Source organism: Caballeronia sp. LZ003 (assembly GCF_031451465.1).
Lineage (GTDB): Bacteria > Pseudomonadota > Gammaproteobacteria > Burkholderiales > Burkholderiaceae > Caballeronia.
In genome coordinates this window covers 800,856-824,655 of sequence record NZ_JARUXJ010000004.1, presented here as the reverse complement: position 1 = coordinate 824,655, position 23,800 = coordinate 800,856, and the positions used below count along the sequence as shown (strand labels likewise).

At 60.8% G+C, this 23,800-nt stretch carries 16 protein-coding genes and 1 pseudogene; 4 read left to right on the top strand and 13 right to left on the bottom strand.

The genetic code is table 11. The features are described from left to right. Nucleotides 1-115: 115 nt before the first annotated feature. Nucleotides 116-304 carry a hypothetical protein gene (locus QCE79_RS27910; protein WP_250509899.1) on the top strand — a complete coding sequence of 63 codons (189 nt, stop codon included), beginning with the start codon at nt 116-118 and terminating at the stop codon, nt 302-304. A 1-nt stretch (nt 305) separates the two neighbouring features. Here the strand turns inward: QCE79_RS27910 and QCE79_RS27905 are convergent, their stop codons facing one another. The 3 genes and pseudogenes from QCE79_RS27905 to QCE79_RS27895 form a co-directional block, all read right to left on the bottom strand. Further along, on the bottom strand, nt 306-5,162 hold the full coding sequence (locus QCE79_RS27905) for an NAD-glutamate dehydrogenase (RefSeq protein ID WP_309849426.1): 4,857 nt from the start codon (nt 5,160-5,162) through the stop codon (nt 306-308). 168 nt (nt 5,163-5,330) lie between these two features. After that, nucleotides 5,331-5,828 (bottom strand): LEA type 2 family protein, encoded by a 498-nt coding sequence (locus QCE79_RS27900; RefSeq protein WP_250509897.1) that lies wholly within the window; start codon nt 5,826-5,828, stop codon nt 5,331-5,333. 58 nt (nt 5,829-5,886) lie between these two features. After that, nucleotides 5,887-6,445 (bottom strand): annotated as a pseudogene (locus tag QCE79_RS27895) (metal-dependent hydrolase). A 213-nt stretch (nt 6,446-6,658) separates the two neighbouring features. Here QCE79_RS27895 and QCE79_RS27890 point away from each other — a divergent pair. After that, nucleotides 6,659-7,159: a M48 family metallopeptidase gene (locus QCE79_RS27890; protein WP_244829716.1), complete on the top strand. Its 501-nt coding sequence runs from the start codon at nt 6,659-6,661 to the stop codon at nt 7,157-7,159. 86 nt (nt 7,160-7,245) lie between these two features. Here the strand turns inward: QCE79_RS27890 and QCE79_RS27885 are convergent, their stop codons facing one another. After that, the gene (locus tag QCE79_RS27885; protein WP_309849422.1) at nt 7,246-9,042 is read right to left on the bottom strand and encodes a ShlB/FhaC/HecB family hemolysin secretion/activation protein; all 1,797 of its coding nucleotides are present in this window, start codon (nt 9,040-9,042) and stop codon (nt 7,246-7,248) included. Nucleotides 9,043-9,231: 189 nt separating this feature from the next. On the opposite strand from QCE79_RS27885, the gene QCE79_RS27880 reads away from it, so the two are divergent. Further along, nucleotides 9,232-9,492 (top strand): hypothetical protein, encoded by a 261-nt coding sequence (locus tag QCE79_RS27880; protein WP_309849420.1) that lies wholly within the window; start codon nt 9,232-9,234, stop codon nt 9,490-9,492. A gap of 132 nt (nt 9,493-9,624) precedes the next feature. On the opposite strand, the gene QCE79_RS27875 is transcribed toward QCE79_RS27880, so the two are convergent. The 8 genes from QCE79_RS27875 to QCE79_RS27840 all read right to left on the bottom strand — a co-directional run bounded on the left by QCE79_RS27875 (nt 9,625) and on the right by QCE79_RS27840 (nt 21,936). Next, nucleotides 9,625-9,873: a hypothetical protein gene (locus QCE79_RS27875; RefSeq protein ID WP_309849417.1), complete on the bottom strand. Its 249-nt coding sequence runs from the start codon at nt 9,871-9,873 to the stop codon at nt 9,625-9,627. Then, entirely contained in the window at nt 9,870-10,253 is a 384-nt protein-coding gene (locus QCE79_RS27870) for a hypothetical protein (protein ID WP_250466659.1), read from the bottom strand. Before QCE79_RS27870 ends, QCE79_RS27875 begins: the two co-directional genes overlap by 4 nt. A gap of 17 nt (nt 10,254-10,270) precedes the next feature. After that, the gene (locus QCE79_RS27865; protein ID WP_309849414.1) at nt 10,271-10,585 is read right to left on the bottom strand and encodes a hypothetical protein; all 315 of its coding nucleotides are present in this window, start codon (nt 10,583-10,585) and stop codon (nt 10,271-10,273) included. 88 nt (nt 10,586-10,673) lie between these two features. Next, nucleotides 10,674-10,916 carry a hypothetical protein gene (locus tag QCE79_RS27860; RefSeq protein WP_250466657.1) on the bottom strand — a complete coding sequence of 81 codons (243 nt, stop codon included), beginning with the start codon at nt 10,914-10,916 and terminating at the stop codon, nt 10,674-10,676. 271 nt (nt 10,917-11,187) lie between these two features. Beyond that, nucleotides 11,188-11,463, bottom strand: a complete 276-nt coding sequence (locus QCE79_RS27855; RefSeq protein ID WP_250466655.1) for a hypothetical protein — start codon at nt 11,461-11,463, stop codon at nt 11,188-11,190. Between the two features lies 1 nt (nt 11,464). Next, on the bottom strand, nt 11,465-20,497 hold the full coding sequence (locus QCE79_RS27850) for a hemagglutinin repeat-containing protein (protein WP_309849409.1): 9,033 nt from the start codon (nt 20,495-20,497) through the stop codon (nt 11,465-11,467). Nucleotides 20,498-20,942: 445 nt separating this feature from the next. Further along, the gene (locus QCE79_RS27845; RefSeq protein WP_309849407.1) at nt 20,943-21,404 is read right to left on the bottom strand and encodes a DUF3293 domain-containing protein; all 462 of its coding nucleotides are present in this window, start codon (nt 21,402-21,404) and stop codon (nt 20,943-20,945) included. A gap of 292 nt (nt 21,405-21,696) precedes the next feature. Further along, nucleotides 21,697-21,936: a hypothetical protein gene (locus tag QCE79_RS27840; protein ID WP_244828611.1), complete on the bottom strand. Its 240-nt coding sequence runs from the start codon at nt 21,934-21,936 to the stop codon at nt 21,697-21,699. 388 nt (nt 21,937-22,324) lie between these two features. Between QCE79_RS27840 and QCE79_RS27835 the strand changes: the two genes are divergently transcribed. Continuing rightward, nucleotides 22,325-22,588: a DUF4148 domain-containing protein gene (locus QCE79_RS27835; protein WP_309849403.1), complete on the top strand. Its 264-nt coding sequence runs from the start codon at nt 22,325-22,327 to the stop codon at nt 22,586-22,588. Nucleotides 22,589-22,624: 36 nt separating this feature from the next. Here the strand turns inward: QCE79_RS27835 and QCE79_RS27830 are convergent, their stop codons facing one another. Next, entirely contained in the window at nt 22,625-23,800 is a 1,176-nt protein-coding gene (locus QCE79_RS27830) for an acyl-CoA dehydrogenase family protein (RefSeq protein ID WP_309849401.1), read from the bottom strand.

Sequence of the window (23,800 nt, the reverse complement as noted above, 5' to 3'; positions counted from 1 at the left end):
CCTCGATCGTCAAGGCTTCGTCCAAGCAATACCACAACCGCACCGCGCGGGCACGTCCCGTGCGTTCGAGATGCGTTAAAAACGAATCAACGAACGCAACCATCAGGCAAACGCCATGAAGAACCCTTTTCTGAGCATGTGGTTGTCCGGCGCCAATACCGTGGCCGGATCGGTGCGCGGCCACGCAACGGCGGCCGCCAGGCGACAGACGAAAACGGCGACGCGCCGCAGCCAGAAGCAAGTAGCCGACTTCTGGACCGCCGCGCTCACGCCACCGAAAGCCACCAGGAAAAAGCGCCGCTGATTCAGGCGCGTTCGAGCACCGCCATTTCGCGCACCACGACGAGCAGCATCGACAGACTCGTGCCGCCGCTCGCTCGAAGCTCGGTGAGCAAGCGCGTGTAGCGGTCGAGCGCCGCCTCGCGTTTGGCGCGCCAACTCTCCACGATCACATCCGGATCGTCGATGCCTCTCGACTGTTCGAGCGCACTCACCGTCAGCGCACGCTTGAGCCGGCCGAGCTCTTCGAGCGCGGCGGCGCGGGCCAACAAGTCCCAGTGCGTGGTGATGGGCAAAGCCATCGCGCGCTCGGCGATACCGCGATAATCCAGCAACGTGCCGATGCCGAAGTAGACGCTCGCCACGATTTCGAGACCACGCTCCGAGCAGGCGGCCACTTCCGCGCTATCGAGCACCGCCGTGGCAATCTCGCCACTCGCGACACGTGCGGCGAGACTGCTTTCCACGCCGGCGTCTTCGAGTTCACGACGGCGCGCGTACCAGGCATCGAGTTGCGTGGCCGGCAAGAGCGCGGGCAGTTGCGGCGCGAGCCTATGCGCGGCTTCACGGCAACGCGCGAGCACGCCCGCTGCATCGCTCGGACTTTGTTCGAGCGTTCGCAGAAACCAGAGTGCGGTGTCGTCAAGCAGACGCACGACATCGACGAACATGCGTGCCTGCACTTCATCCGCGACGAGATTGTCCAGTCCGTCGATATTGCGCCACAAGTCATCGAGGCTGAAGACGTCGCGCGCCATCAATGCGGCGCGCACGATATCGCTCGGCCGCGCATCGGTTTCCTCCATCAGCCGATGCACGAACGTGCAACCCGTGCGATTCACGAGCACGTTGGTCAGATGCGTGGCGAGAATTTCGCGCTTGAGTGGATGATGCTGCATGGTCGCGCTAAAACGGCGCTGCAGCGGCTTCGGAAAATACGCGGGCAGCAGATCGGCGACGAGCGGATCTTCCGGCACGTCGGATTCGAGCAATTCGTCGTAGAGCCACATCTTGCCGTAGGCAAGCAGCACGGCGCGTTCGGGCGATGTCAGTCCTGACCTTGCAGCGGCGCGCTCGGCGATTTCGTCGTCGGATGGCAGGAACTCGATCTTGCGCTTGAGCCGGCCCGCGCGTTCGAGATAACGCATCATGCGCGCCTCGGCATCGAGCGTTTCAGCGACGTGACGGTTCGCAATCGACAACGCCTGCGTCTGCGCGTAGTTGTCTTTCAACACGAGCAGGCCCACTTCGTCCGTCATTTCCGCGAGCAGCACGTTGCGCTGCTTCTCGGTCATCTCGCCGTCCGCGACCACGAGGCCGAGCAAAATCTTGATGTTGACTTCGTGATCCGAGCAGTCGACACCCGCCGAATTGTCGATGGCATCCGTATTGATGCGTCCGCCCCGCTGCGCGAACTCGATGCGCCCCAGTTGCGTGAAGCCCAAATTGCCGCCTTCGGCGACGACCTTGCAGCGCAGTTCCGCACCGTTCACGCGCACGGCGTCGTTGGTGCGATCGCCGACTTGCGCGTTGGTCTCGATACTCGATTTCACGTACGTACCGACGCCGCCGTTATAGAGCAGATCGGCTTCGGCGAGCAGAATCGCGCGGATCAGCTCGACGGGCGCAAGACTCGATGCCGTGATGCCCAGCACCTTCTGCACTTGCGGCGACACGGGAATGGTCTTCGCCGTGCGCGCATGGATGCCGCCGCCCGCCGAAATCAACGCGGTGTTGTAATCGGCCCAGCTCGAACGCGGCAACGCAAAGAGACGCTGACGTTCCTCGAAGCTCGTGGCCGCATCCGGATTCGGATCGAGGAACACATGCCGATGATCGAACGCCGCGATCAGGCGGATATGCCGCGACAGCAACATGCCGTTGCCAAACACATCGCCCGACATGTCGCCGACGCCGACCACGGTGAAGTCGGTGGTCTGCGTATCGAAGTTCATCTCGCGGAAATGCCGCTTGACCGACTCCCACGCGCCACGCGCCGTAATGCCCATCTTCTTGTGATCGTAGCCAACCGAGCCGCCCGAGGCGAAGGCATCGTCGAGCCAGAAGCCGTATTCATGCGCAATGGCGTTCGCATAATCGGAGAAGGTGGCCGTGCCCTTGTCCGCCGCCACGACGAGATACGGATCGTCGGGATCGTGGCGCACGACATCGGGCGGCGGCACGATGCCATCGGGCTTGCGGTTGTCGGTGACATCGAGCAGGCCGCGCAGGAACATCTGATAGCACGCGACGCCTTCCGCGAGAAACGCTTCGCGGTCGGTGAGCGGCGGCGGATTCTTCACGACGAAACCGCCCTTCGAACCGACCGGCACGATCACCACGTTCTTCACCATCTGCGCCTTCATGAGGCCAAGCACCTCGGTGCGGAAGTCTTCGCGCCGGTCCGACCAGCGCAAGCCGCCGCGCGCCACGCGGCCGCCGCGCAGATGCACGCCTTCCACGCGCGGCGCGTAGACCCATATCTCGAACATCGGCTTGGGTTCGGGCAGACCCGGCACTTTCGAAGGATCGAGCTTGAACGACAGATACGGACGCGGTTCTCCGTTCGGCTCGCGGCGGAAATGATTCGTGCGCACGGTCGCCGTGATGACGCCGAGGAACTGCCGCAGAATGCGGTCTTCATCGAGATTCGGCACCTTGTCGAGGGCCGCTTCGATATCGGCGAGCACGCGTTCGACGTGCGGTTCGCGCTCTTCGGCCGAGCCGCCGCGTGCGGGATCGAAACGCACCATGAAAAGTTCGAGCAGCTTCGTCGCGATTTTCGGATTGCCGGTGAGCGCGCGTTCGATATACGCGTCGCTGAAATTCGAGCCGACCTGCCGCAGATACTTCGCATACGCGCGCATGATGGTCACGTCGCGTGCGCCGAACTGCGCGCGCAGCACGAGGCGATTGAAGTCGTCGCTCTCGGTTTCGCCGGTCCAGACGCTCGCGAACGCGTTTTCGAAGAGCGGCTTCACGCGGTCGATATCGAACTCCACGTCGTCCTGCAATTCGAGACCGAAATCGTGAATCCACGCGGTAGGCGCACCGATCGGCTCGATCAGATACGGCCGCTCCTCGTCCACGCGCACGCCGAGATGTTCGAGCATCGGCAAGCTTGCGGACAACGCGATCGGCTCGCCCACGCGATACACCTTGAAGCGAAACGCGCGCCGTCCCGGTTCTATGGCCGCTTCGATCGGCCGATAAAGACTCATCGCGAGACCGCCGGGGCGCGAATGCGTCGCCTCGATCAGTTCGATGTCGCGCACCGCCGTGCGTGCCGGATAATCCTCGCGATAACCGGCGGGAAACGAATCCGCATAACGGCGCAACAGCCGGTTGCCCTCTTCCTCGCCGTGACTGTCGATGAGCGCATCGGCGAGATCGTCCTGCCAGCGGCGCGCGACTTGCACGACGCGCGCTTCGAGTTCGCGCGTATCGACTTCGGGCATTGCGCCACGATCCGCGCGCACGACGATATGAATTCGCGCCAGCGGCGACTCCGACAACAGCGGCGTGAACTCGATGCTCTTGCCGTTGAACGCCTCCATCAGCACTTTGGAAATGCGGCGGCGCAAGTCGGTGTTGAACTTGTCGCGCGGCACGAACACGAGACACGACACGAAGCGGTCGAAGCGATCGCGCCGCACGAACAGACGCGTGCGCTGATGTTCCTGCAGACGCAGCACGCCGAGCGCGATGTCGAAGAGCACGTCTTCATCGGCCTGGAAAAGTTCGTCGCGCGGATATTGTTCGAGCACGGAGATGAGCGACTTCGCGAGATGCCCTTTTTCGAGGAAGCCCGCGCGCCGCACGATGTTCGCGCACTTGCGCCTCACGATAGGAATCTCGGAGGTCGGCACGAGATAAGCCGTCGATGTGTAAAGCCCGAGAAAGCGCCGTTCGCCCGTGACCTTGCCGTCGGGCGAGATGCGCTTCACGCCGACGTAATCCAGATAGCCCGGCCGATGCACCGTGGCACGCGAATTCGCCTTGGTCAGAAAGATCGGCGCCGCGCCTTCGACGATAGTAGCCGCGCCCGGCGGCAGCGGCGTGAGATCGCCGCCCGCCGGCTCGCGCAGAATGCCCGCTCCCGAACCCGGCACGCCGCGCAGCGCGAGACCGTCTTCGTGCTCGACGAGGTCGTAATCGCGGCAGCCGAGGAACGTGAAGTGATCGGCCACCATCCATTCGAGAAAGGCGCGCGCTTCGAGACCGTCGGGAGACGTATCGCGCGTTTTCAGATCGGCGATGGACGCGCGCGCCGCATCGACCACTTTCGGCCAGTCCTCGACCGCCTCGCGCACGTCGCCGAGCACCCGCGCAATGCTCTCGCGCACTTCTTCGAGCCGCTCGCCTTCGCTGCAGCGGTCCACTTCGAAATGAATGAACGATTCGAGCGACGAGCGGCCATCGCCTGCATCGGCGTGACCTTGTCCTATACGCACGATCTCGCCGGCGTGCGGCCCGGCATCCGCGCGCCACACGCGAAACACCGGATGAATGGCCGAATGCAGCGCAAGACCGAGACGGTTCAGCTCCATGGTCACGGAATCGACGAGGAAAGGCATGTCGTCGTTGACGATCTCGACCACCGTATGGTCGGAATGCCAGCCGTGCTGTTCGAGATTGGGGTTGTAGACGCGCAGGACTTCGCGCCCGCCCGCGAACTGCTGCGCCGTTTGCCAGTGCGCCATGGCCGCGCCGTAGAGATCGGCGATATCGCGGCTCGCGATATCCTCGATATCCACCTGGTCGTAGTAATGACGCAGGAAAGGCTCGATGAGCTGGAAGGCGGCGTCAGGCAGACGCCCGCGTGCGAATTCGAGCAGATCCTTGATGAGATGTTCGACCTGCGCTTCGTTCCTGACCAGCATGGTGCCCTCCTCAGTCTTTTCGAGTCTGTCGGATGCTCTGCAGGATTATGCGCCCCGTCGTGCGGAAGCCTTGGATGGACCATGTGCGGATGCACAATGCGCGAGCGCTCGTCAGGGCACCTTATTCCGTCACGATGACGAACGCGCGACAGCCCGAAGACGGGCTGCTCAGTAACCCAACGCGCCGTTGCCGCCGGGAAAGTCGATGGTGCCGGAGTCGGAGAAACGCGTGCCGCCGAATGGACCGCCCGCGAGCTTGCCGCGCGCGACGTAGGAGACCTTGCTGACCGAGTCGCCGGATGCATAGCCGAGCGCCTGACGCGCCACCGATACCGCCGACACCGTCACCGGCACCGACACCACGACTTCGCCGAAGCGCGGCACCGTGCCGCTTTGCGGACTGACGCCGCTTGCGAAGGAACGGCCGTTGACGTCGAGATCGAGCGCGACGCCGTCGAAGTTCACGGCGGTATCGTTCGGATTCTGCACGCGCAGCTTCACGGCGAAGCGCATTTCGAGCCCCTGCCCTTCGAGCGGTTCGATGCCCGCGACGCTCACGCGCATGCTGTCGCGGTTGAGCAGACTCGCGCACCCGGAGAAGGCGAACAGCATCACGAGAGCGGTGATCAGGAAAAGGAAACGGCTTCGCGCGTGATTCGGTTGCATCGGCAAGGGCTCCTGTTGCGAGAGATTAGGCAACGGACATTCTAACGGGGTGATGCCTTCATGCCGGACCGGTCAGCACATGCACCGCGTTCAGCAGCATGCGAACATGCGCGTGATGGAACCAGAGATCGTCCACGACATAGAACGCGGCAACCCATGACAAGCCGACCACGATCAGGTCGCAGGTTCCGCTCGTCCAGAGATTGAGCGAATGACGCGGACCGATCCAGGGCACGCCGAGCGGGTTGGGCCAGTCCGCGAGCAAATGCATGATGCCGCCGCACGCGAACCCGAAGCCGGCCGCCGCGGCGGGATGTTGTCTCAGCAGATGCCACGAAAGCGCGAGCAAGGCGCCCCAGCCGATGCCCCAATGGGTCAGCGTGCGATGCGTGATCCAGAGCTTGCGCCTCTTGCTCCACCAGGCGACTTCGAGCCAGTCCGGCGCGGTTGCACCGGCTACCCCAGCGAGTAACGCCAGCGCAAGGTAAAGGTAATACATGCCGCCGCTGGTCTTGTCGATGCCTTGCGCGCTGCCGATGGCCCATATGGCCAACGATTGCCGCCGCGATGATTCCCGCAGCCCACCCGGTCGCGTGATGGGCCTTGCTCGATGCCATGACTGCCTTGTCCTGCTTGCAATGAAGAGCGCAGATGTTCGCATGGCGCGCGTCTGCCGGAGCGGGCGGATACAGAAACTTACGTAAATGCGGGACCTGCAACACCGCTCATGGTTCTTTCGGCGGCGAGATGGCGCAGCGTTGACTAGAATGAATAAAACAACGCTGCGCGTGCGCGCCTTCGTGCATCTTTATCTATCGACTTTTATCGTCATGCAACAGCTGAAATACCTGAGCGCTTATCCGAATACGCTACAGGACAAAGTGCGCCGATTGATTGCCCAGCAACAGCTCGGCAGCTATCTCGAAGCGCGTTATCCGCAGAAGCACGCGGTGCAGTCCGACCGCGCGCTCTATCAATACTGCGCGGAGCTCAAGAGCGAGTTTCTGCGCGTGGCGCCTTCCATCGACAAGGTTATCTACGACAGCAAGCTCGATGTGCTGCGTCATGCGCTCGGTCTTCATACGGCGATTTCACGTGTGCAGGGCGGCAAGCTCAAGGCGAAGAAAGAGATACGGATCGCATCGCTCTTCAAGGATACGGCTCCCGAGTTTCTTCGGATGATTGTCGTGCATGAACTCGCGCACCTGAAAGAGAACGATCACAACAAGGCGTTTTACCGGCTTTGCGAATTGATGCAGCCGGGGTATCACCAAATCGAGTTCGATCTACGGCTTTATTTGACGCATCGGGATTTGGTGCGGGGAGGATGATCAGAAAGAAGGCTAAGGGTGCGACGCCTGCTCGCTCAGTGCCCGAGCGAGGGGTCGTACTTTCAAGTACGCCCCTTCGCGATGACTTAGAGTTGGGCCGTCATCTGGAATCCAACCGTTACGCGTGAGGTTGGAAACCCTGACGGCTTGTAGATTGGCGTGCCGGCAAAAAGGTCGTAACTCAAGCCCGCATATTTCGTTGGGACGCCGCCGCGAATGCCGATTACCGCGCCCACGAGCTGCGTACCCGCGAGAAACGCCGTGTTCGGGCCAAACACGCGTCCATAGTCGATGCCTGCGTAGAGCGCTTGCCCTGTCTTTCCGATCGGCGCTTGCAACTCGTTGCGCCAGTAGAAACCGCGCTCGGCCGCGAGCATCTGTTCACCGTCGAAGCCACGCACCGTGTAGCGACTGCCGATGGTCAGATCGTCGATGTAGTTCAGCGTGTCGTTCGTGTACTGGCCGTGGATCGTCGTCACGTAGCGAAGCGCTTGATTTGCGATGGCGAACGGCACCGAGAGGTTCGCATCGAGCACGGCCATGTGGAAGCGGTAAGTCGGGCCGCTTGGCTTGGTCGCCGGCGTCGGTGCGATATTCGGGTCGGGCGGCAAGGATGGATCGGGCGTCGCGCCAAATGCGCCGATGCCCTGGCGAAACGCAAGCGTGCCGTCGAACTGCGCGCCACCCAGGTAATGCCGATCCGTCAGACCGAGTTCCAGGAACGTGTTGTTGCGGTGCTGGAGTTCGATCTCGGTGTCGTCAATGAAGCTCGCGCCGAAGCGCTTCGACAGTTGCACGTAGGTGCCGAACACGTCGCTTTGTCCGCGATGTAAGACGCGCGCGAGTTTGACGCCGGCGGTCTGTGAGTTGCCACTCGACACGAAGGTCTGGTTGGCGCCCGCGATCTGTTGATAGTACGTGTTGGTGTTGCCGAAGACGGTCGCGGTCCAATAGCCCCATGGCATCGAGTACGATCCGTTGAAGCCATGCGAGCCCAAGCCCTTGTCGCCGAACTCGAGGTCCTGATTTGCGCCGACAGTGAGGACGTCATTCAGGCCAAGGAGATTGTCGATGCCGAGACTGAGGTTGCCTTGCAGCTTGCCCGTTGCGCGACTGCCCGAGTTATCGACCGATGCGACGAACGAATAAGGCTTGCCGCGCTTGACCGTGAGCACGACATCGCTCTCGCCGGGGATGTCGGTCGGCTCGATCTTCATGTCCGCATCTTGACTGGCGACGCGCTTCATCTGTTCGATGCCTTGTTCAAGATCGCGTAAGTCGAGTACGTCGCCGGGTCTTGTGGGGAAAGCGGTTTTCCACGAACCCCGTGACAAGGGTTCGGCGAACCGTATGTCACGAATGACGCCCGGGACCAGCGCGAACTTGAGCGTGCCGTGCGACAGGTCTTGCTCGGGTAACAACACGCGCGTGGTGATGTAGCCGCGACTCAGGATCGCTTGCTGCAGGCCCTTGGTCAGCAGGTTCACGCCTTCCTTGCCGATGCATTGATAGGTGTAGTGGCCGAGCCATTCACGCGCGAACGCAAACGGATCGAGCGGTAAGGCCGATGCGCCTTTGGCGCGTATCGCGTCGGGCAGGCTTGGTGGAACGTCGAGCGTGAATGTGTTGATGCGAAAGCACGGCGATTCGGTGGGCAGGGTTGAAAAGTCCTGAGCACCGGGAACGGCTGAACGCACGGCGGGAGCTTGCACGGCGTCGTCGCGTTGCTGCGCTTCGCGTTGCTGCTGGACCTGTTGTTCTTGCTGGGCGTTGGCGCGCGCTGCTGCCGCTTCATTTGCGGAGTTTGGTGCTTGCTGTGCGTGTATCCCTAGTGATGCGAAGGCTGTAAGCGGCAAAGCCGTCAGCCACTTTCTGATTCTCATAATGCTCAAATACTCACTTTTACTTCGCATGCCTTCGTCTTCGCAAGCCTTCTTCGCTCATCATTTAAGCTCGAAATCACTTCGTCGGACGATGGCTCTCGTACGCTGCGTCTTTGAGGTGGCGATTTAGCGCGCTCTAGGTTCCCGAAGACGACGCGTCTTGCTTAGGCCAAACTCAGTTAAATCGCCATGATCAAAAAAGTCGCGAAACATCCCGATGACCACATCAACATCGCGGCAAACTGTTTGGTCATTCGACTGACCACCGTTGAGTTATTCAGTTCACTGGAGTGCTACCAACACTCGCGGCTTGCTGACCACCACCAACTCGACCAAGGAGTTGATATGGTTGATGCCAATCTTAAAGCAACAAACACGTTTTCGGTGCGCCCGATCAATTGCGACGCCAACGAGCACCACATGCCGCGTATCCGGCTTATGGGCCGATGACTTGAACAGGCCGGGTTCAAACCCGATTTCCGTGTCTGCATGCTTGTGCAGCACGGGCAGCTAATCATTACGCCACTACCTGCTATGCCTTAAAACAACAAAGCCGGCTGCGGCCGGGTTTGTTGTGGGTGCCTACATCGATGCTTCTTCGTCCGCTATTGCTTTGGGCAAGAATTCGCGGCCCCGCTTCACGATTTCCTTCCACTGCTCAATAGTCAATGCAACGTTTTTATCATTTGCATAAAACGTAAGTGCAAGCTGCTTTTCATCGGTAACACCTATTTCCATAAAAGCATTACCTTCTCCCTCTACATATACACAAATGTATGGGTATAGACTATTAACGTCACCAACCTTCTCGAATATCAAACCGTAGTTCATTTCTGCAATCCTCTAAATCCGATGAACTCACCCGATGTTGTCCAGCTAGCCGCTCGACCATCAGGAAGTGTGTACGTAATCCAACCATTCGGATACCGACCTCCGGCACCTTTCGTCTGTGTGCCATTTTGCAAGATATCTTGGACCGCTTGCGATGCAAGTTCATTCAACTGAGCACCGCTTCGATAGGTCTGCCGCATATCCTGTGTAGAGTCGAAACCAAAGTACTCGGGATGCTTGGTAGCAGCACGACCAGCATTGGTTATCGCTTGCCCATCTTTAAATGGTTCATTTGCTGCATTTTCAAGGTCGCTGACATTTCCACTGTTTGCGGACGCCTGGCTATCGCTGCCGCTATTCAGTATGGCATTACTAGGCACATACCCCGATGCGGAATCTATTCGAAGACCATGGCAAAGCCGTCTCCTGATAAGTTCATACCTACGTACTGAGTGAGCAATCCTTCTATGAGGCTGGAAGCCACAGCTACCGAGCGACTGACGTCAACCCCATCAAGATGAAGCGAGAAAACACTCTGATTACCGTCTTCATTCCACGATACAAACATATCTTCACTGCGTGAAATCCAAAACTGCACGTTTTTGAGCGCCCTTGACTTAATTTCGTGTAAAAGGTTTTCCGTGGCGGTCACGATCTGCTCACCTTCATCAGACCAAGAGGTTACTCTTCCAGTCTCTGGATTTTCGATCACCAAGCCCGCCGAATTGAGGCAAGCTGCGATAAAGTGAATGCCAAAACTAGGCGTCCTGGAATCGAAACACGCAAGATACGAGTTGCCATCATTTGGTCCCTGAGATGATTTTTACGTTCCCTTCGCCAAGAATTTTGGTCGCAAGGTTGATTGCCGATTGCGGGGTTCCTTCGGCGAAGTAGACCTGTGCCGACACGCCACGTTGATCAGCAATCGTTTGATAGATTCGAAGCTCCTGCCCCAACTTGCCAAGGTTGTTTGCCTTCGCGGGACCACCCACCGCAATAAGGTCACCGTTTGGCGCAACCACGTCGATGTCCGTCGATCCCATCGTCTCCGTGCTTGGTCGAATGGCCATAGGCATTTTCGACTGGCGTTTTATCCTTAGTGGAGGACCAGAACGAACTCTTATCGTTATCCCCACCGTCCGCACCGCTATCTCCATTTCCGCTATTCAGTATGGCAATACTCGGCACACCGCCCGAAGGAGGCCAGCGGGTGAGAATCTAGGTCGAGCGCAGCAGGCTCGTCATCACACCGGATTGAACGACTCTACAAACGACAAGCCCGGCGGCGGCCGGCGGCGGCCGAGTTTGTCGTCATCAGCGAGTAGCTTTATCCAAACTCATGAGTCGATGGGCAACAGTTCTGGTATGTAATTCATCTCCATCGAGACCAATATGCTCGACCTCAATCCACCTGAGGTGAGAGTACAGTTCGTCGACTGTCTTTTCCTCTCGAAGCATACGGCTAATATCCTGGACATATGAGTCGTATTCATCGTCCGCCTCAGGTGAAGCGCCAACACCAATTGGATCCCATTCCTTGAGCAAGATTTTTTTTACATCCAGATCCAGACCAATAAACGTTCTCGTCATTTTAAGGTGCTCCAGGGATAACCGTGACGACAAGCCCGGTTTTTGAATTCGTGACGACCCGAACGTTGTTCACCGGATCATAGTATCCCGTTGTTCCAGGACGCGTAGGGTAGTTAACGCCATTATCAATGGTGTTTTTCACCACTGAGGGTGGCACACCCCGACCCTGCATTTGGTCTATAGCATGAGCTGAGTAATCAACTCCTCCAATGGTCGCCGGGGCATTAGTACCCCGTGGCACATCCATTGGACTACCGCTGACCCCCACCGGCGTACTTGCATCCTGCGACCCAGAATTGTCGCCACTATTAAACGTCGCATTACCCGGCCCATACCCCGGTGTCCCAGGAACAGCGTTTGCCGCCGTGGAATCCGCGAGCACCACTCCTGGACTGGCAGCAGGCGGCTTGCCACCGCCCGTACCTACTATCGCATTGAGCCCGTTCGCCGCGCCTTGCGCCATTAGGTCCGCCGGCGATTCGGACATCTTAGCCTGCGCGCCGGACTTCATCAGCCCAACAAACTGGTCAATCAGCGTACCAAGCGAAATCGCATTGAAGTCAGGCGGGTTGCCGAGCGCTTGCGCAATTACGGCTTTCACATGGGAGTCTTTCGCGGCTGCGTCCTTGTCATTTCCCTGGTTGTACAGGTTCACATTCGATCCCATCGCCGCGCCCGCTGTGCCACCCACGGCCGCACCGGCCAGACCTGACAGGATATTCCCAGCGAGGTTACCCATCAACGACGAACCCGTCGCACCCGTCACTGCGTCGGCCGCCGCTTTCGTCTGGTCTGCGAGCTTCGAGGAAATAGCCGCGCCCGCTGCGCCACCGAATGCACTGAATGCACCGCCGCCCAGCCCGCCGATCAAGGCGCCACCGCCTGCTTGGAGAATCGCACGCGAGTCACCGCCTTCACGCCAATCGGCGTAGTCGGCCAGCGCCGCGGCCAGCGCCTGCGGATCATCGCTCTTGGCTGCCGCGTCGACCGCATCGACCGCCTCATCCCGCTTGCTATCCGCATACGCCCCGATCCCCTGCGCCACCACCTGACCCGCTGCCTGCGCGGCCTGCATCGTATCGGCTTGCTGGCTAAGAATCTTGTTCACGTCCGGCGTCTTCGAAACGGTGCCATTCGTGCTCGTCGTGTCGCGAGAAAGACCCGCCACATCCTGCGTATGACTTGAACCGTTCGTGATGCTGATCGTGCCTGCGCTCACGGCGCTACGCGTCGTGGCGCTATGATCGCCGTGCTCGTCCTGAGAAATCATCGGTACAACGCCGGGCGTCCCGCTCACCGAGCCCGTGCCCACCGCCTTGCCGGTGCTTCCAACACCCATGCCCGCGCTGACCCCGTTGCTCGCCGCGCTGTAGTGCGAGTGGTTTTCGATGTCGCTATACGTGAGCGTGCCAGTCGTGAGGCTATTCTTCGAGGCGTCCGCCGTGCTCGATATCACCGCGCCAGTGAGACCGGTGTTGCCCTTGACGTTGACGTTGAAACCGGCATCGCCCGCATTGATCCCGGCCTGCTCATTGACGCCTTGGTAGTTCGAATCGGCATGACCGTTTTGTGCGCTGAAGCTCGCGCTACCGCCACCCTGGCTGATCGTAACCCCGCCGCCCGCGCTGCTCTGGTGCGCGGCGCTGTTCGTCACGTCCTGCACGCTCGTGATGTTGAGGTTCCCGCCTACATCGGCCGCAATCTGCTTGCCGTTCACCTGCGAGCCGATGATGTTGGTGTCGCCGCCCGAAATAACCGTGACGCTGTTCGTCCCCGTGACATGCGAGGCGTTCTGGATCGATGCGTCACTGTTCGCATCGCCATGCGCGTTTGCCATCGCCGCCGAGACGCCATAGCCGCTGCCCAACGTGTACTGGACGCCGATGCTTGCGCTGCTCGAACTATTCGAGCTACGCGTCGAGTCGGTGTCCGTCGTGTTAACGATATTCACTTGGTTCTTGGCCGCGAGCGATACGTCGTTCGCGCTCACATTCGAACCGGCGATGGTCACGTTACCGCTGCCCGGCGTGCCATCCCCGGTCGCGACGAACGCCACGGTGCCGCCTGCCTGCACACTGGAGCCGCGCTGCGTGGTCTGATCTTCCGACGACTGGCTCTGGCTCTTGCTCGAACCGATACTCACCTTGACACCGATGTCGGGCTTGCCGCCACCGGCGAGGGCTTTTGCACCGTTCGCGACCATCGCGGCGTCGCCCACCGCCGCGATGCTGTGGAGCGCTGCCGCCCGGTCATTGCCACTGCTGGCCGAATGGCCGATCGCCTGAGATTCCGAATACGCGTTGTTGATCGCGTCGCCCACCGAACCCGCAAGTCCGAGCGTGACGCCGCTGCTGCTGGTCTTCTGCGTCTGCGCCTGATGCGAGGTATCGGTTGCAGCGTCGATGATGACGTTCGCCGCCGTGCCAGCGAGGTTTCCGCCCGCAACAAGATCGCTACCCGTCACGTGTAACGTGTTGCCGGCCTGGATCGACAGGTCGCCGTTGATCGAGCCGACCGTACTCGCGTTGTTCGTCACGCTCGATGCCTGATCGGTCGTGGCGAGCTTGTTGGTGCCGACCGTGACAGTCAGCCCGCTCGTGCCCAATCCCGTGCGTGTCTCCTGATGGCTGCCCGACGACTGCATGGTGTCTTGCGTCGTGGTGATATTCACGTCGTGCGTGGCATTGAGCGACACATCGTTCGTGCCCACAATCGTGCTGCCTTGTACGTTGATATCCTTGCCGCTGGTGATCGTCACCGCATCGGCGGAAATCATGCTGCCTTGCGAAAGGATCGCCGTCGAATTAGACGAACTCGCCACCTCCTTACCGCTCACCACATTGCTGTGGCTATGCGTTTCCTGCGAGTTGTCGACATGCGTTTCGGTGGCCGCGCCGACATTGACATTGCCCGCCGCTGCAAGCGTCGCCGTCCCTTTGTCGAGGCTGATTGCGCTGCCGGTGAGGCTGATGTCCTTGCCTGCCACCACGCTCAGCGAATTGCCCGCGTTGAGTGTGGTGGCCGTGAGCGTATCGTCGGCGGTGTGCATCGACTCCGCGTAGCTGCCGTGGTGGTCGCTGCCCGCGCTGCTGGCGTCGATCGTCGAGGTCGTTTTCGCTGCCTGCAACGTCACGTTGCCATTGGCTGCAAGCGAGCCGCCACCGCCGAGATTCAGGTTCGCGCCGGTCGCCGTCAGATCGCCACCCACGCCAATCAGCGATACACCCCCGACGTTCACGTTGCTGCCCGTCGTCCGATTGATATCGGTGTTCGACACACCGTTCGCGCGCTCGACCACCTTGTGCTCACCGGTCTGCACCGAGCCGAGATCCCAGTCGCCACCGACGATCATGCCGAGGTTGCCACCCACGTTCAGGTTGCCCGCGTTCTGCTCGACGTTACCGCCCGTCACGATGACCGCGTTGCCCGCGACGTTCAGGCTCGCGATGGGTCCGAGCGTTGCCGTGGTGCGCGTGGCGCCCGTCGGGCTGATCTGATCGACCGTCTTCACCGCCGTGTTGAGGATCAAATCGCCACCTGCATTCAGCGCGAGACTGCCGGCGTTCACGCTCGCCGACGTTAGATCGACATTACCCTTCGTCGTGAGCGACATGAGGCCGCCGCTTTGCAGCGTGCCAAAGGCGTTGTTGATCTGATTGCCTTGAATGGACAAGGTATTGCCCGCCTGCACCGTGCCGCTGTTGGTGAAGGTCTGCGCGTTCTTCAGATCGATGTCGGTCGCCGCGATCAGCGGTCCGTTCATGTTCTGCTGACTCGACTTTGCCAGATACACCACCGGCACCAGCACCGACTGCCCGTCAACCACCTCGGTCTGCATGATGATGACGTTGGACGTCAACGACGCCACCTGTTCCGGCGACAGACTCATGCCCAGCGGCAGATTCAACGATTGCGCGAGCGATGCACCCGCGCCGAGCATCGCCTCGTACATCGACTGGAGATCGGTGTACGGTCCCAGCACCGCCTTGCCCGTCAGCGACGTGATCTGATTGCGTACGAGCTGCTGCTCGTAGAAGCCATCGCCCAGACGCTTCTCGACCTTCTGCGGGTCGATGTCGAGCTGCTGCAGGTAGTAATCGCTGGAGATGAAACTCTTCTGGTTCGTGAAGGCCGGGTTCGTCGCGATCAGATACGTGACGCCCGGCGCGGTGGTCCGACTGAACAATCCGCCTGCGGGAATCGTAAGATTCTCCAGGACATTGAGCGCCGTCGCGCTGGCGATGACGGGATTCACGAGGCCCGAGCCGCCATTGACGCTCGCCGCGCCAGCCTTGGCGCCGCCCGCATTACCGCTCAAGCCGCCGATGCTCACGCCTGACATCGCCTGACCGGGCGCGAGTCCCATCGACGGAATGACCGCGTTGCCTGCCGTGTTGTCGATGCTGATGCCCGTGCCCGAAAGCGTGCCGCCCGCAACGAAGCTCGATTCGTCGCTTGGCAACGCGTACAAGCGGACGTCGGCAGGCGCGGCCTGACTGTAGCCACCGGGCCGGCCGCCCACGAAAGGCGCGTCACCAAACGGCAGCGTCCAGTTGTGTTCCGAGTTGTCGTAGTTGTTGTAGTGGTAGTAGCCCGAATAGGTGATCTGCACCTGAGGCGCGGATTGCCCCTGCCAGCTGTTCTGGTCGAGCGAAACGGGCGCGGCGATGTTGCTCACCGCCGTCACCGCACTCCAGTAGTTCTGGAACAGCCCCACCTTCGACGCGTCCAGATTGCCGCCCGCCACGATCTGCGCTTGCGGGCTGATGGAGGCGATCAGGTTCGCCACCGCCACGCCCGTATAGGTCGTGTACTGGTAGCCGCTGTTCCACTGGCCACCGTGCGGCGGCTCGATATCGACGCCGCCGATCATGTCCGGGGTCGAGGTGGTCCAGCCCACATCTTGACCCGCGCACGCGGCGGCAACCACCGCTGTGCATCCGGACAGACTGATGCCGAGTTGCGTCAGCAGATTCGGATCGACCGGCTGATTCAGCCCGGTGGTGGTCATCGTCGTACGGGTGTTCGTGACCTGATCGGCGTGCAGCGCCATATCGCCCGCCGATTCGATCAGCGCAGACTGGTTGCGGATCAAGTTTGCGTTCGTATAGTTGCCGTTCGCATCCTTGCCGCCTGCCAGCACGACGTTGCCGAGACCGAAGATCGCAGTGGTGGCCTGCGTATCGGTCATCGTCGTGTCGTCGCGGTTCTCGATGTCGGATGCGAGAAGTTCCAGCAAACCATTGCTGTCGGTGGCGCCGATCAGTGCGGTCGGTCCGACGTTGGAGAGCGTGCTGTTTGCATTCAGCGAGACGCTGCCACCGATGATCGCGCCGGTGTTCGTCAGCGTATTCGAGTGCGTGGTGAGCGTGCCGCCGGCCATCATGACGCCGCTGTTTGCGATGTCGCCTGCGTTGACGTTCAGGTTGTTGACCGACTCCAGCGCGGCGCCGTTGTTGAACGTGCCGGGCAGGGTGAAGGTCAGGTCGTGACCGGCTTTGAGTTGCAGATCTGAAGCGAGCGTGAAGTTGCCCTGAACGTTCACCGCAACGTCGTCGGCCGCGCTGTATGCACCGCCGCCCGCGAGGGTGGCAGCGGTCACCAACAGATCGTGACTCGCGCCAATTTGTCCGTTCGTGTTCGTGATCACGCCGGTGGTCGTGATGGCGACATCGCCCATCGTGTCCGCAAGGCTGCCAATCTGGCCAGCGCTGTTGTCCACGGTGTCCGCCTGCACGGCGACATTCGCGCCACTGAGTTGCGCGCCGTTGGTATTTACGAGCGTTGATGTGTCGACGGCGACGTTACCGTTGCCCGTGATCACGCCACCGCTGTTGACGATCCGGCTGCCGCCTTGCACGTGCATGTCGCCTGTACCGAGATCGCCGATAAGCCCGCTCGTGTTATCGATGGACGCCGCCTGAACGTCGAGCGTGCTTGCATCGCCGGTGTCCGTGCCAGACTGAATCTGGCCATTCGTGTTGCTCAGCGCGCCGCCGCTCGCAAGCGACAGCGATCCAAGCGAACGCATCGCGCCCTGCGCGTTGTTCACATCGCCCGCAATGTTGGCCGCGAGATTGCCCTGCGCGGCTAGCACCCCGTTCGCGTTGTTCAGGCTGGCCGCTTGCGCCGCAATCTGGCCAGCCGCGATGATCTTGCCGCCCGCGTTCGAGAAGGCGCCCGCGCCGTTGCCGGGCGCAATCGTCAATGTGCCGCTGCCGGCCGCGAGGATAGCGCCGCCGTCATTGATCAGCGTGGCGGGCGTGAGCGTCAGGTCGGTGTTGTTGCTCTGAAGCGTGCCGCCGTTCGAATTATCGAACGTGCCGACGACGTTGAACCCCATCGTCGCCGTGCCGTACTGCGTGATCGTGCCGCTGTGGTTCAGCAAGTCGGTCGCGGTCAAGGCGAGCTGGTTCGCTTCGATGTCGCCGCCGCTGTTATCGAGCGTGCCGCTGGTCGCAAGCGTGAGGTTCGGGGCGACAATGGAGCCGCCGTTGTTCGTCAGCGATCCGGTACGAATCGTTTCGTTCGCGCCCGCGCCGATCTGCCCGCCGTCATTGGTCAGCGTGCCGCTCGTCACGCTCAGATCGGCATTTGACATCAGCTTGCCGTTGGCGTTGTTGAGCGTGCCGCCGACTGTGGCCGCAAGGCCTTTCTGGCCGATCAGCGTGCCTGCTGCGTTGTTGAAAGTTCCAGCCTGCGCGGTGACCTGCCCGTTGCTCTGGATGGTCCCGCCTGAGTTCGACAGTGCGCCCGCGCCGTTGGCAGCATTGATCGACAACGTGCCGTTACCGGCATGCGTAATCGTGCCGCCGTCATTATTGAGCGTGGCGGGTGTCAACGTCAGATCCGTGCTATTGGTCTGCAGCGTGCCGCCGTTCGAATTATCCAGCGTGCCCGATACGGCGACAGTCATCGGCCCGGAGCCCGTCTGCGTAACGATGCCCGCGTGATTGACGAGGCTCGTCGCGTTCAGCGACAACTGCGCCGCCTGCACGACCCCTGCGCTGTTGTCGAGCGTGGTCGCGCTCAGTGTGGCGCGCTGGCCCGCCGTGATCGACCCGCCGTTGTTGGTCAGATGCGTGCCGGCGTTCACCGTCGCATTGCCGGCCGCCGCGAGCGTGCCGTTGCTGTTATCGAGCGAGGCGCTCGTGAGCTGCAAATCCGTCTGCGCGCTCACCGCGCCGTGGTTCGCGATGCTCCCGCCTTGGAGCGTAACCGCGCCATTACCACCGATCACGCCACCCTGTGCGCCCGTCGCGGTCGCGCCAGCCACGTTTGTGAGCTGGCCGGTGGTCGACAGCGTCAGGCCATCGCCGTTGAGCGACGTGATGCGCCCAGCGGTATTGTCAAGCGATGTCCCCGACACCGACAGCGCCGCCGCACTTTGCATCGTCCCCTGATTGTTCGCGATGATGCCGCCGCGCACCTGCATCGCGCCTTGCGATACGAGCGAGCCGCTCTGGTTGACAATCTGACTCGCGCTCTGCACGATGAGCGGTCCTTGCGCCGAGACCTGGCCCCCTTGATTCGAGAGCCTGCCCGCGTCGAGCGTCACACTCCCGCCAGCCGTCAAGGCCCCGTGATCATTTACAAGCGCGCCTGCTGCACGGGCCACCACCGATGAACCCGCGCTCGTCGTCGCGCCCGACAGGTTTAGATCCCCTGCGGTCGCGGACAACGAAACGTCGCCGTTTGCCGCGGTCTGGCTGCCCGCAAGATTGATGCTGCTGCCGGAGAGCGTCGCACTTGCGCCCGCCACGTTCTGACCGGTCGCGCTTACCGCACCCGAGGCCATGACGGTCAGATCGCCGCTCTGAGCGACCGCGCCATTGGTACTCACGCCCGCGCCGAGCGTCCCCGTCGACGCGACGCTGCCTGCGCTGACTGACGTGTTCTGCTGCGCGGCCAGTGTGCCGCTATTGTTCAGCGCACCACTCGTCGTGGCGATGACATTGCCTTGCGCGTAAGTCGTGCCACTGTTCGCAATGCCATCGCGCGCCGATGCGTTGATCGAGCCGCTGGCATTGGTTGTTCCGGCAAGCACGAGTTGACCATTCGACTGCAGCGTCAGATCGCCGGCTTGCGCGGCCAGCACACCCTTGGTCGATACACCGACGCCATATTCGTTGCTCGTGAGAAAGATCCGGTTGGCGTACATACCACCCAGGGCGCTCACGTCGATCGCGACTGCCGGTGCCGTGCCATTGCCAGCGATGGGCGTCGCAGCAAGGGTGTCGTGATCAACCTGATTTGAACCTGCGATGGCGTTCAAATTGTTGGCGTACACCGCCGCATTGATTTGAATCGCGCGAGCCAGAAGATCAACTTGATCGATGTTCGTCGCGTTCAGCCCCGCGCCTTGCACGGTGATATTGCCGCCCGTGACATTGAAGCCCGCGAGACTACCGTTCGGGCCATAATTCGGCGTGCCGGTGGTGAGAATGACGCGCGAAGTGTTGATGAAGCCCGCGCCGTCGACTACCAAGCCATTCGGATTGGCGACGACCACCTCTGCTTTAGACCCCGCAACTTCCAAATACCCGTGCAGTTGGGAAGGCGCATTGTTCAGCACCTGATTGACGATGATCTTCGCTGAATTGCCGGGCGTCAGATTCCCATTACCCGAGATGTATCCCGCTAGCTGGCTTTGGATATTGACCGGCGAATTATTGAGAATCGCGCCCTTCGCAGGCACGTCGAATTGTGAAAAATTATTGACGGAAACACCGCTGCCGGACGGTCTTGCGATATTGACCTGATTCAAACCATTCTGAGTTTGAATGACCTGCGCGCCGGAACCGGGTGCGGCGACGATCTGTGCAAACGTCAGCCCGGAAGCCGAACCGAGCAGCAGCATGGCCGCCCAGGCCATTGCGCTAAAAGCTGATTGAAACATCGAGGCGACGGGCGCGCGCCGTGCAAGACCTTCTCCCCGTGCAGCACCATTACCGTGGGCCGATGCAAACTCAGCCACTACCACCAACATACGTCGCACGCGACTGAAAACCAGCCGGTAGGAATGCTTATTCATTTCTTATAGTTTTATAAAGATTTCAAAACGCAGGTCACGCCCGAAGCGGAAGGCCGCTATTTACTCGCGGATTAACCGTTCGTAACAATCAGAATGTTCCTACTTTGATGGGACGCCGGACATTCGACAGAAGGACTTGTCGCTAACGAAAAGCAGAACAAAGTCACACGCTTGCAAGACGCGGACTGAAAACGCGGTATCGGGTCCGAAGCGTTCGGTAGTGTTGGCAAATCGATCGGGCAGAAGGCATGCAGACATCGTCGACGAAGGTGTCGAAAACTGTCTACGTTTGTCGCGCGTGCCACGCATTACTTGCAATTGCGTTGCGTGTCTTATGGACGATCACGTTAGCAACTGGCGCGTGCACATAGCACCACCTGTCCGAATCATGCGATGTGGTCAGTCAGAAAACCCAGTGATGGAGAATCAACGGCGAATACCGATATCAACGATAAACCGGATGCCACAGCAAACAAGGCAGACCTGCAGCATCGACATAAACCACGGCGTTCTGCTCGAACTTTTGCATAAGCGCATCTGCGAATTGGGGTGTCGTGCCGAGGACGAAGAGACTTGCTTCGGCGGTCCACTTTCCCTTCGGATCGATGCCGGCTCCGGGCAGCGCATGCAAGCCCGCTCGTTCGATATGGTCGATCAGCAAGCACTGCCGCTTTGCGTTATGCGCCGGTTTAAGCACGTGTCCGAATGGATTGAAGGCCGTCACGAACACCGCGCTAAAGACATGATGCCTTGAAAGAAGTGAAGCAACATCGGCATTATGCTCGCCGATTTTCATCTCCACGACCGGCTCGATATCGATGCGATAAATCGCCTCGCGGTAACTATCTCGCGTCGCGTCCAAAAGGCTCGGGCTGGGCTGAAACCGTTGGTGCTCGTCGTGGTTCATGTAGGTAATCCGCGGATCGGCGGCTGAGAAAGCATGCGCTGAAGACGCACGTTGCATCTCGAACTTTACCGCGCTCGACTTAGCGGATCGATGAAACGCAGACTACCGCACGGCGAAGCGAATTTATGCAAGGCATCGCGAAGCGGAGTGCATCGAGAGAGAGAAACAGAGAGACATCGACCCATGCGATTCGTGTCGATAACGACGCGCAGCGTGTCACGCATAACGCAGCCGAAAATAAAACGCAGAGAAGCTAGAAGACAGAGAAGCAACGAGGCCCGACGATCGTCCGTTATGTGCAACCCTGCTGCCGCTCGCCGCGGCTGAAGATTTGACGCGAACGCCAGTCGTCGGAGCGAAGCACTTGCTCGCCGTCTTCGCGCGCTTCCTCTTCCGTATCGAAACCTTCGTCGCTATAAGCGGCGATTTTCATGCCGACACCCGCGGCACGTTCGACGGTGATGGCCCAATGCCAGCCGCCTTCCTGATAAAAAACATGCAGCGTCGGCAGAGACGATAAGGTCAAGTCCATGTTTGCGGCTCCTTCAAGCTGACGTTCGTAAGGCTAACCTGCCTCCTCGACGAACGCCCTCGAAAACGGGCGCTTTGTTATTGCGTCGATGTCTGTTGATATTCTTGAGCGGCTGTGAGCCGCCCCGCTCAGAACAGCATACGCAATGGGATGCTGCATTGCAACACGGGGTTTCCCGAGGCGTGGTACCGATCCGACGAGGCCGATCATTGCGGAACCTTTTACACGAGATAGACGGAAGATCGACAATGAAGCACCCGTATTGACTCAAGGCTATCTCGCCAAAAACACCTCTATTCGATGCGGATAAGTGGCGCTTCTAACGTGTCCGCCGTGTGTCCGTCGCCTAGAATGGAATAACCGCTCGACGCGATGCGAGGTGATCGCCATGGCATCTAAATTTCGTATTTCCCATCTGATACTTTTTGCGACCGTCGTCTCATGTGCCGCGAGCGCGCTCGCCCAGCCGGTCGCGCCGATCGGCGACCCTTCCGCGCCGAAGACACGCGCTCAGGTCAAGCAGGAGTTTCTCGCCTGGCGCGCGGCCGGCTACGATCCGAACGACTGGCTGAACTATCCCGACAATGCCATGCGCGCGGGACAGATCGTCTCCCAGCAACGGCAAGCGCAACGCGCGACCGGTGCGAACTAGGTAGCGTTTCTGCTGCCTGAGCACGGTACTCGCGCGTTACTCCGCGCGCGGCCGCTGACCGCGCAAGATACGCCGCGCGATGCTCCAGCGATGCACTTCGGACGGACCGTCGTAAATGCGAAATGCGCGCATGTCGCTGAAAATGCGCGCGACGACCGTTTCGTGCGTGACGCCTTGTCCGCCGAGCATTTGCACCGAACGATCCACGACACGCCATAACGCCTCGGACGACACCACTTTCGCGACGCTCGATTCGTGCTTGCCGAGCACGCCCTGGTCGAGCACCCACGCGCAATGCCAGATGGCGAGGCGCGTGATGTGCAGATCCATTTCGTTATCGGCGAGCATGAAGCCGACGCCCTCGTGTTCGCCGAGCGACTTGCCGAACGCCTGACGCTGACGCGCATACGCCGTGGCGACATCGTGCGCACGCCGGGCCGCGCCGAGCCAGCGCATGCAATGCGTGAGACGCGCGGGCGACAGGCGCACTTGCGCGTATCGGAACCCCTCGCCCGCTTCGCCAAGGACGTTTTGCGCGGGCACGCGCAAGCCTTCGAAACGCACCACGCCGTGGCCGCCGGGGAAGCATGTATCGAGCGAATCCATTGCGCGCTCGATCACGATGCCGGGGCTCCTCATATCGGCGAGGAACATGGTCGCGGGGCCGTCCTCGAAACGCGCCATGATGATCGCGACCGCCGCGCCATGTGCGCCCGTGATGAACCACTTGCCGCCGTCGATCACGTAGCCGTCGCCATCGCGCACGGCAAGCGTTTGCAGCATGGAAGGATCGGCGCCCGCGCCCGGCGGCGGTTCGGTCATGCAAAAGCACGAACGAATCTCGCCCGCAGCGAGCGGACGTAGCCAGCGCTCCTTCTGCTCGGGCGTCGCGACGGCTTCGAGCAAATGCATGTTGCCTTCGTCCGGTGCGGCGATATTGAGCGCGACCGGACCGAGCGGCGAATAACCCGCTTCCTCGAAAAGGATCGCCTTAGCGACATGATTGAGCCCAAGGCCGCCGAATTCCGGCGATACGTGACTCGACAGAAGTCCCGCACGACGGCCCTTGGCGATCAGTTCCGCGCGCAGCGACTCGTCCGGGCCATGCGGCGTGCAGCGCGCATCGCTTTCCAGCGGCACGATCTCTTCGGCGATGAAGGCACGCACGCGCGCCTGCAATTCGGTCAACTCGGGCGTGAGGGAGAAGTCCAT

What these genes read in the sequence shown, in the direction of transcription:
- QCE79_RS27910 (WP_250509899.1), top strand. Translation starts at nt 116, where the DNA reads ATGAAGAACCCTTTTCTGAGCATGTGGTTGTCCGGCGCCAATACCGTG.
- QCE79_RS27905 (WP_309849426.1), bottom strand. Translation starts at nt 5,162, where the DNA reads ATGCTGGTCAGGAACGAAGCGCAGGTCGAACATCTCATCAAGGATCTG.
- QCE79_RS27900 (WP_250509897.1), bottom strand. Translation starts at nt 5,828, where the DNA reads ATGCAACCGAATCACGCGCGAAGCCGTTTCCTTTTCCTGATCACCGCT.
- QCE79_RS27890 (WP_244829716.1), top strand. Translation starts at nt 6,659, where the DNA reads ATGCAACAGCTGAAATACCTGAGCGCTTATCCGAATACGCTACAGGAC.
- QCE79_RS27885 (WP_309849422.1), bottom strand. Translation starts at nt 9,042, where the DNA reads ATGAGAATCAGAAAGTGGCTGACGGCTTTGCCGCTTACAGCCTTCGCA.
- QCE79_RS27880 (WP_309849420.1), top strand. Translation starts at nt 9,232, where the DNA reads ATGATCAAAAAAGTCGCGAAACATCCCGATGACCACATCAACATCGCG.
- QCE79_RS27875 (WP_309849417.1), bottom strand. Translation starts at nt 9,873, where the DNA reads ATGAACTACGGTTTGATATTCGAGAAGGTTGGTGACGTTAATAGTCTA.
- QCE79_RS27860 (WP_250466657.1), bottom strand. Translation starts at nt 10,916, where the DNA reads ATGGGATCGACGGACATCGACGTGGTTGCGCCAAACGGTGACCTTATT.
- QCE79_RS27855 (WP_250466655.1), bottom strand. Translation starts at nt 11,463, where the DNA reads ATGACGAGAACGTTTATTGGTCTGGATCTGGATGTAAAAAAAATCTTG.
- QCE79_RS27850 (WP_309849409.1), bottom strand. Translation starts at nt 20,497, where the DNA reads ATGAATAAGCATTCCTACCGGCTGGTTTTCAGTCGCGTGCGACGTATG.
- QCE79_RS27845 (WP_309849407.1), bottom strand. Translation starts at nt 21,404, where the DNA reads ATGAACCACGACGAGCACCAACGGTTTCAGCCCAGCCCGAGCCTTTTG.
- QCE79_RS27840 (WP_244828611.1), bottom strand. Translation starts at nt 21,936, where the DNA reads ATGGACTTGACCTTATCGTCTCTGCCGACGCTGCATGTTTTTTATCAG.
- QCE79_RS27835 (WP_309849403.1), top strand. Translation starts at nt 22,325, where the DNA reads ATGGCATCTAAATTTCGTATTTCCCATCTGATACTTTTTGCGACCGTC.
- QCE79_RS27830 (WP_309849401.1), bottom strand. Translation starts at nt 23,800, where the DNA reads ATGGACTTCTCCCTCACGCCCGAGTTGACCGAATTGCAGGCGCGCGTG.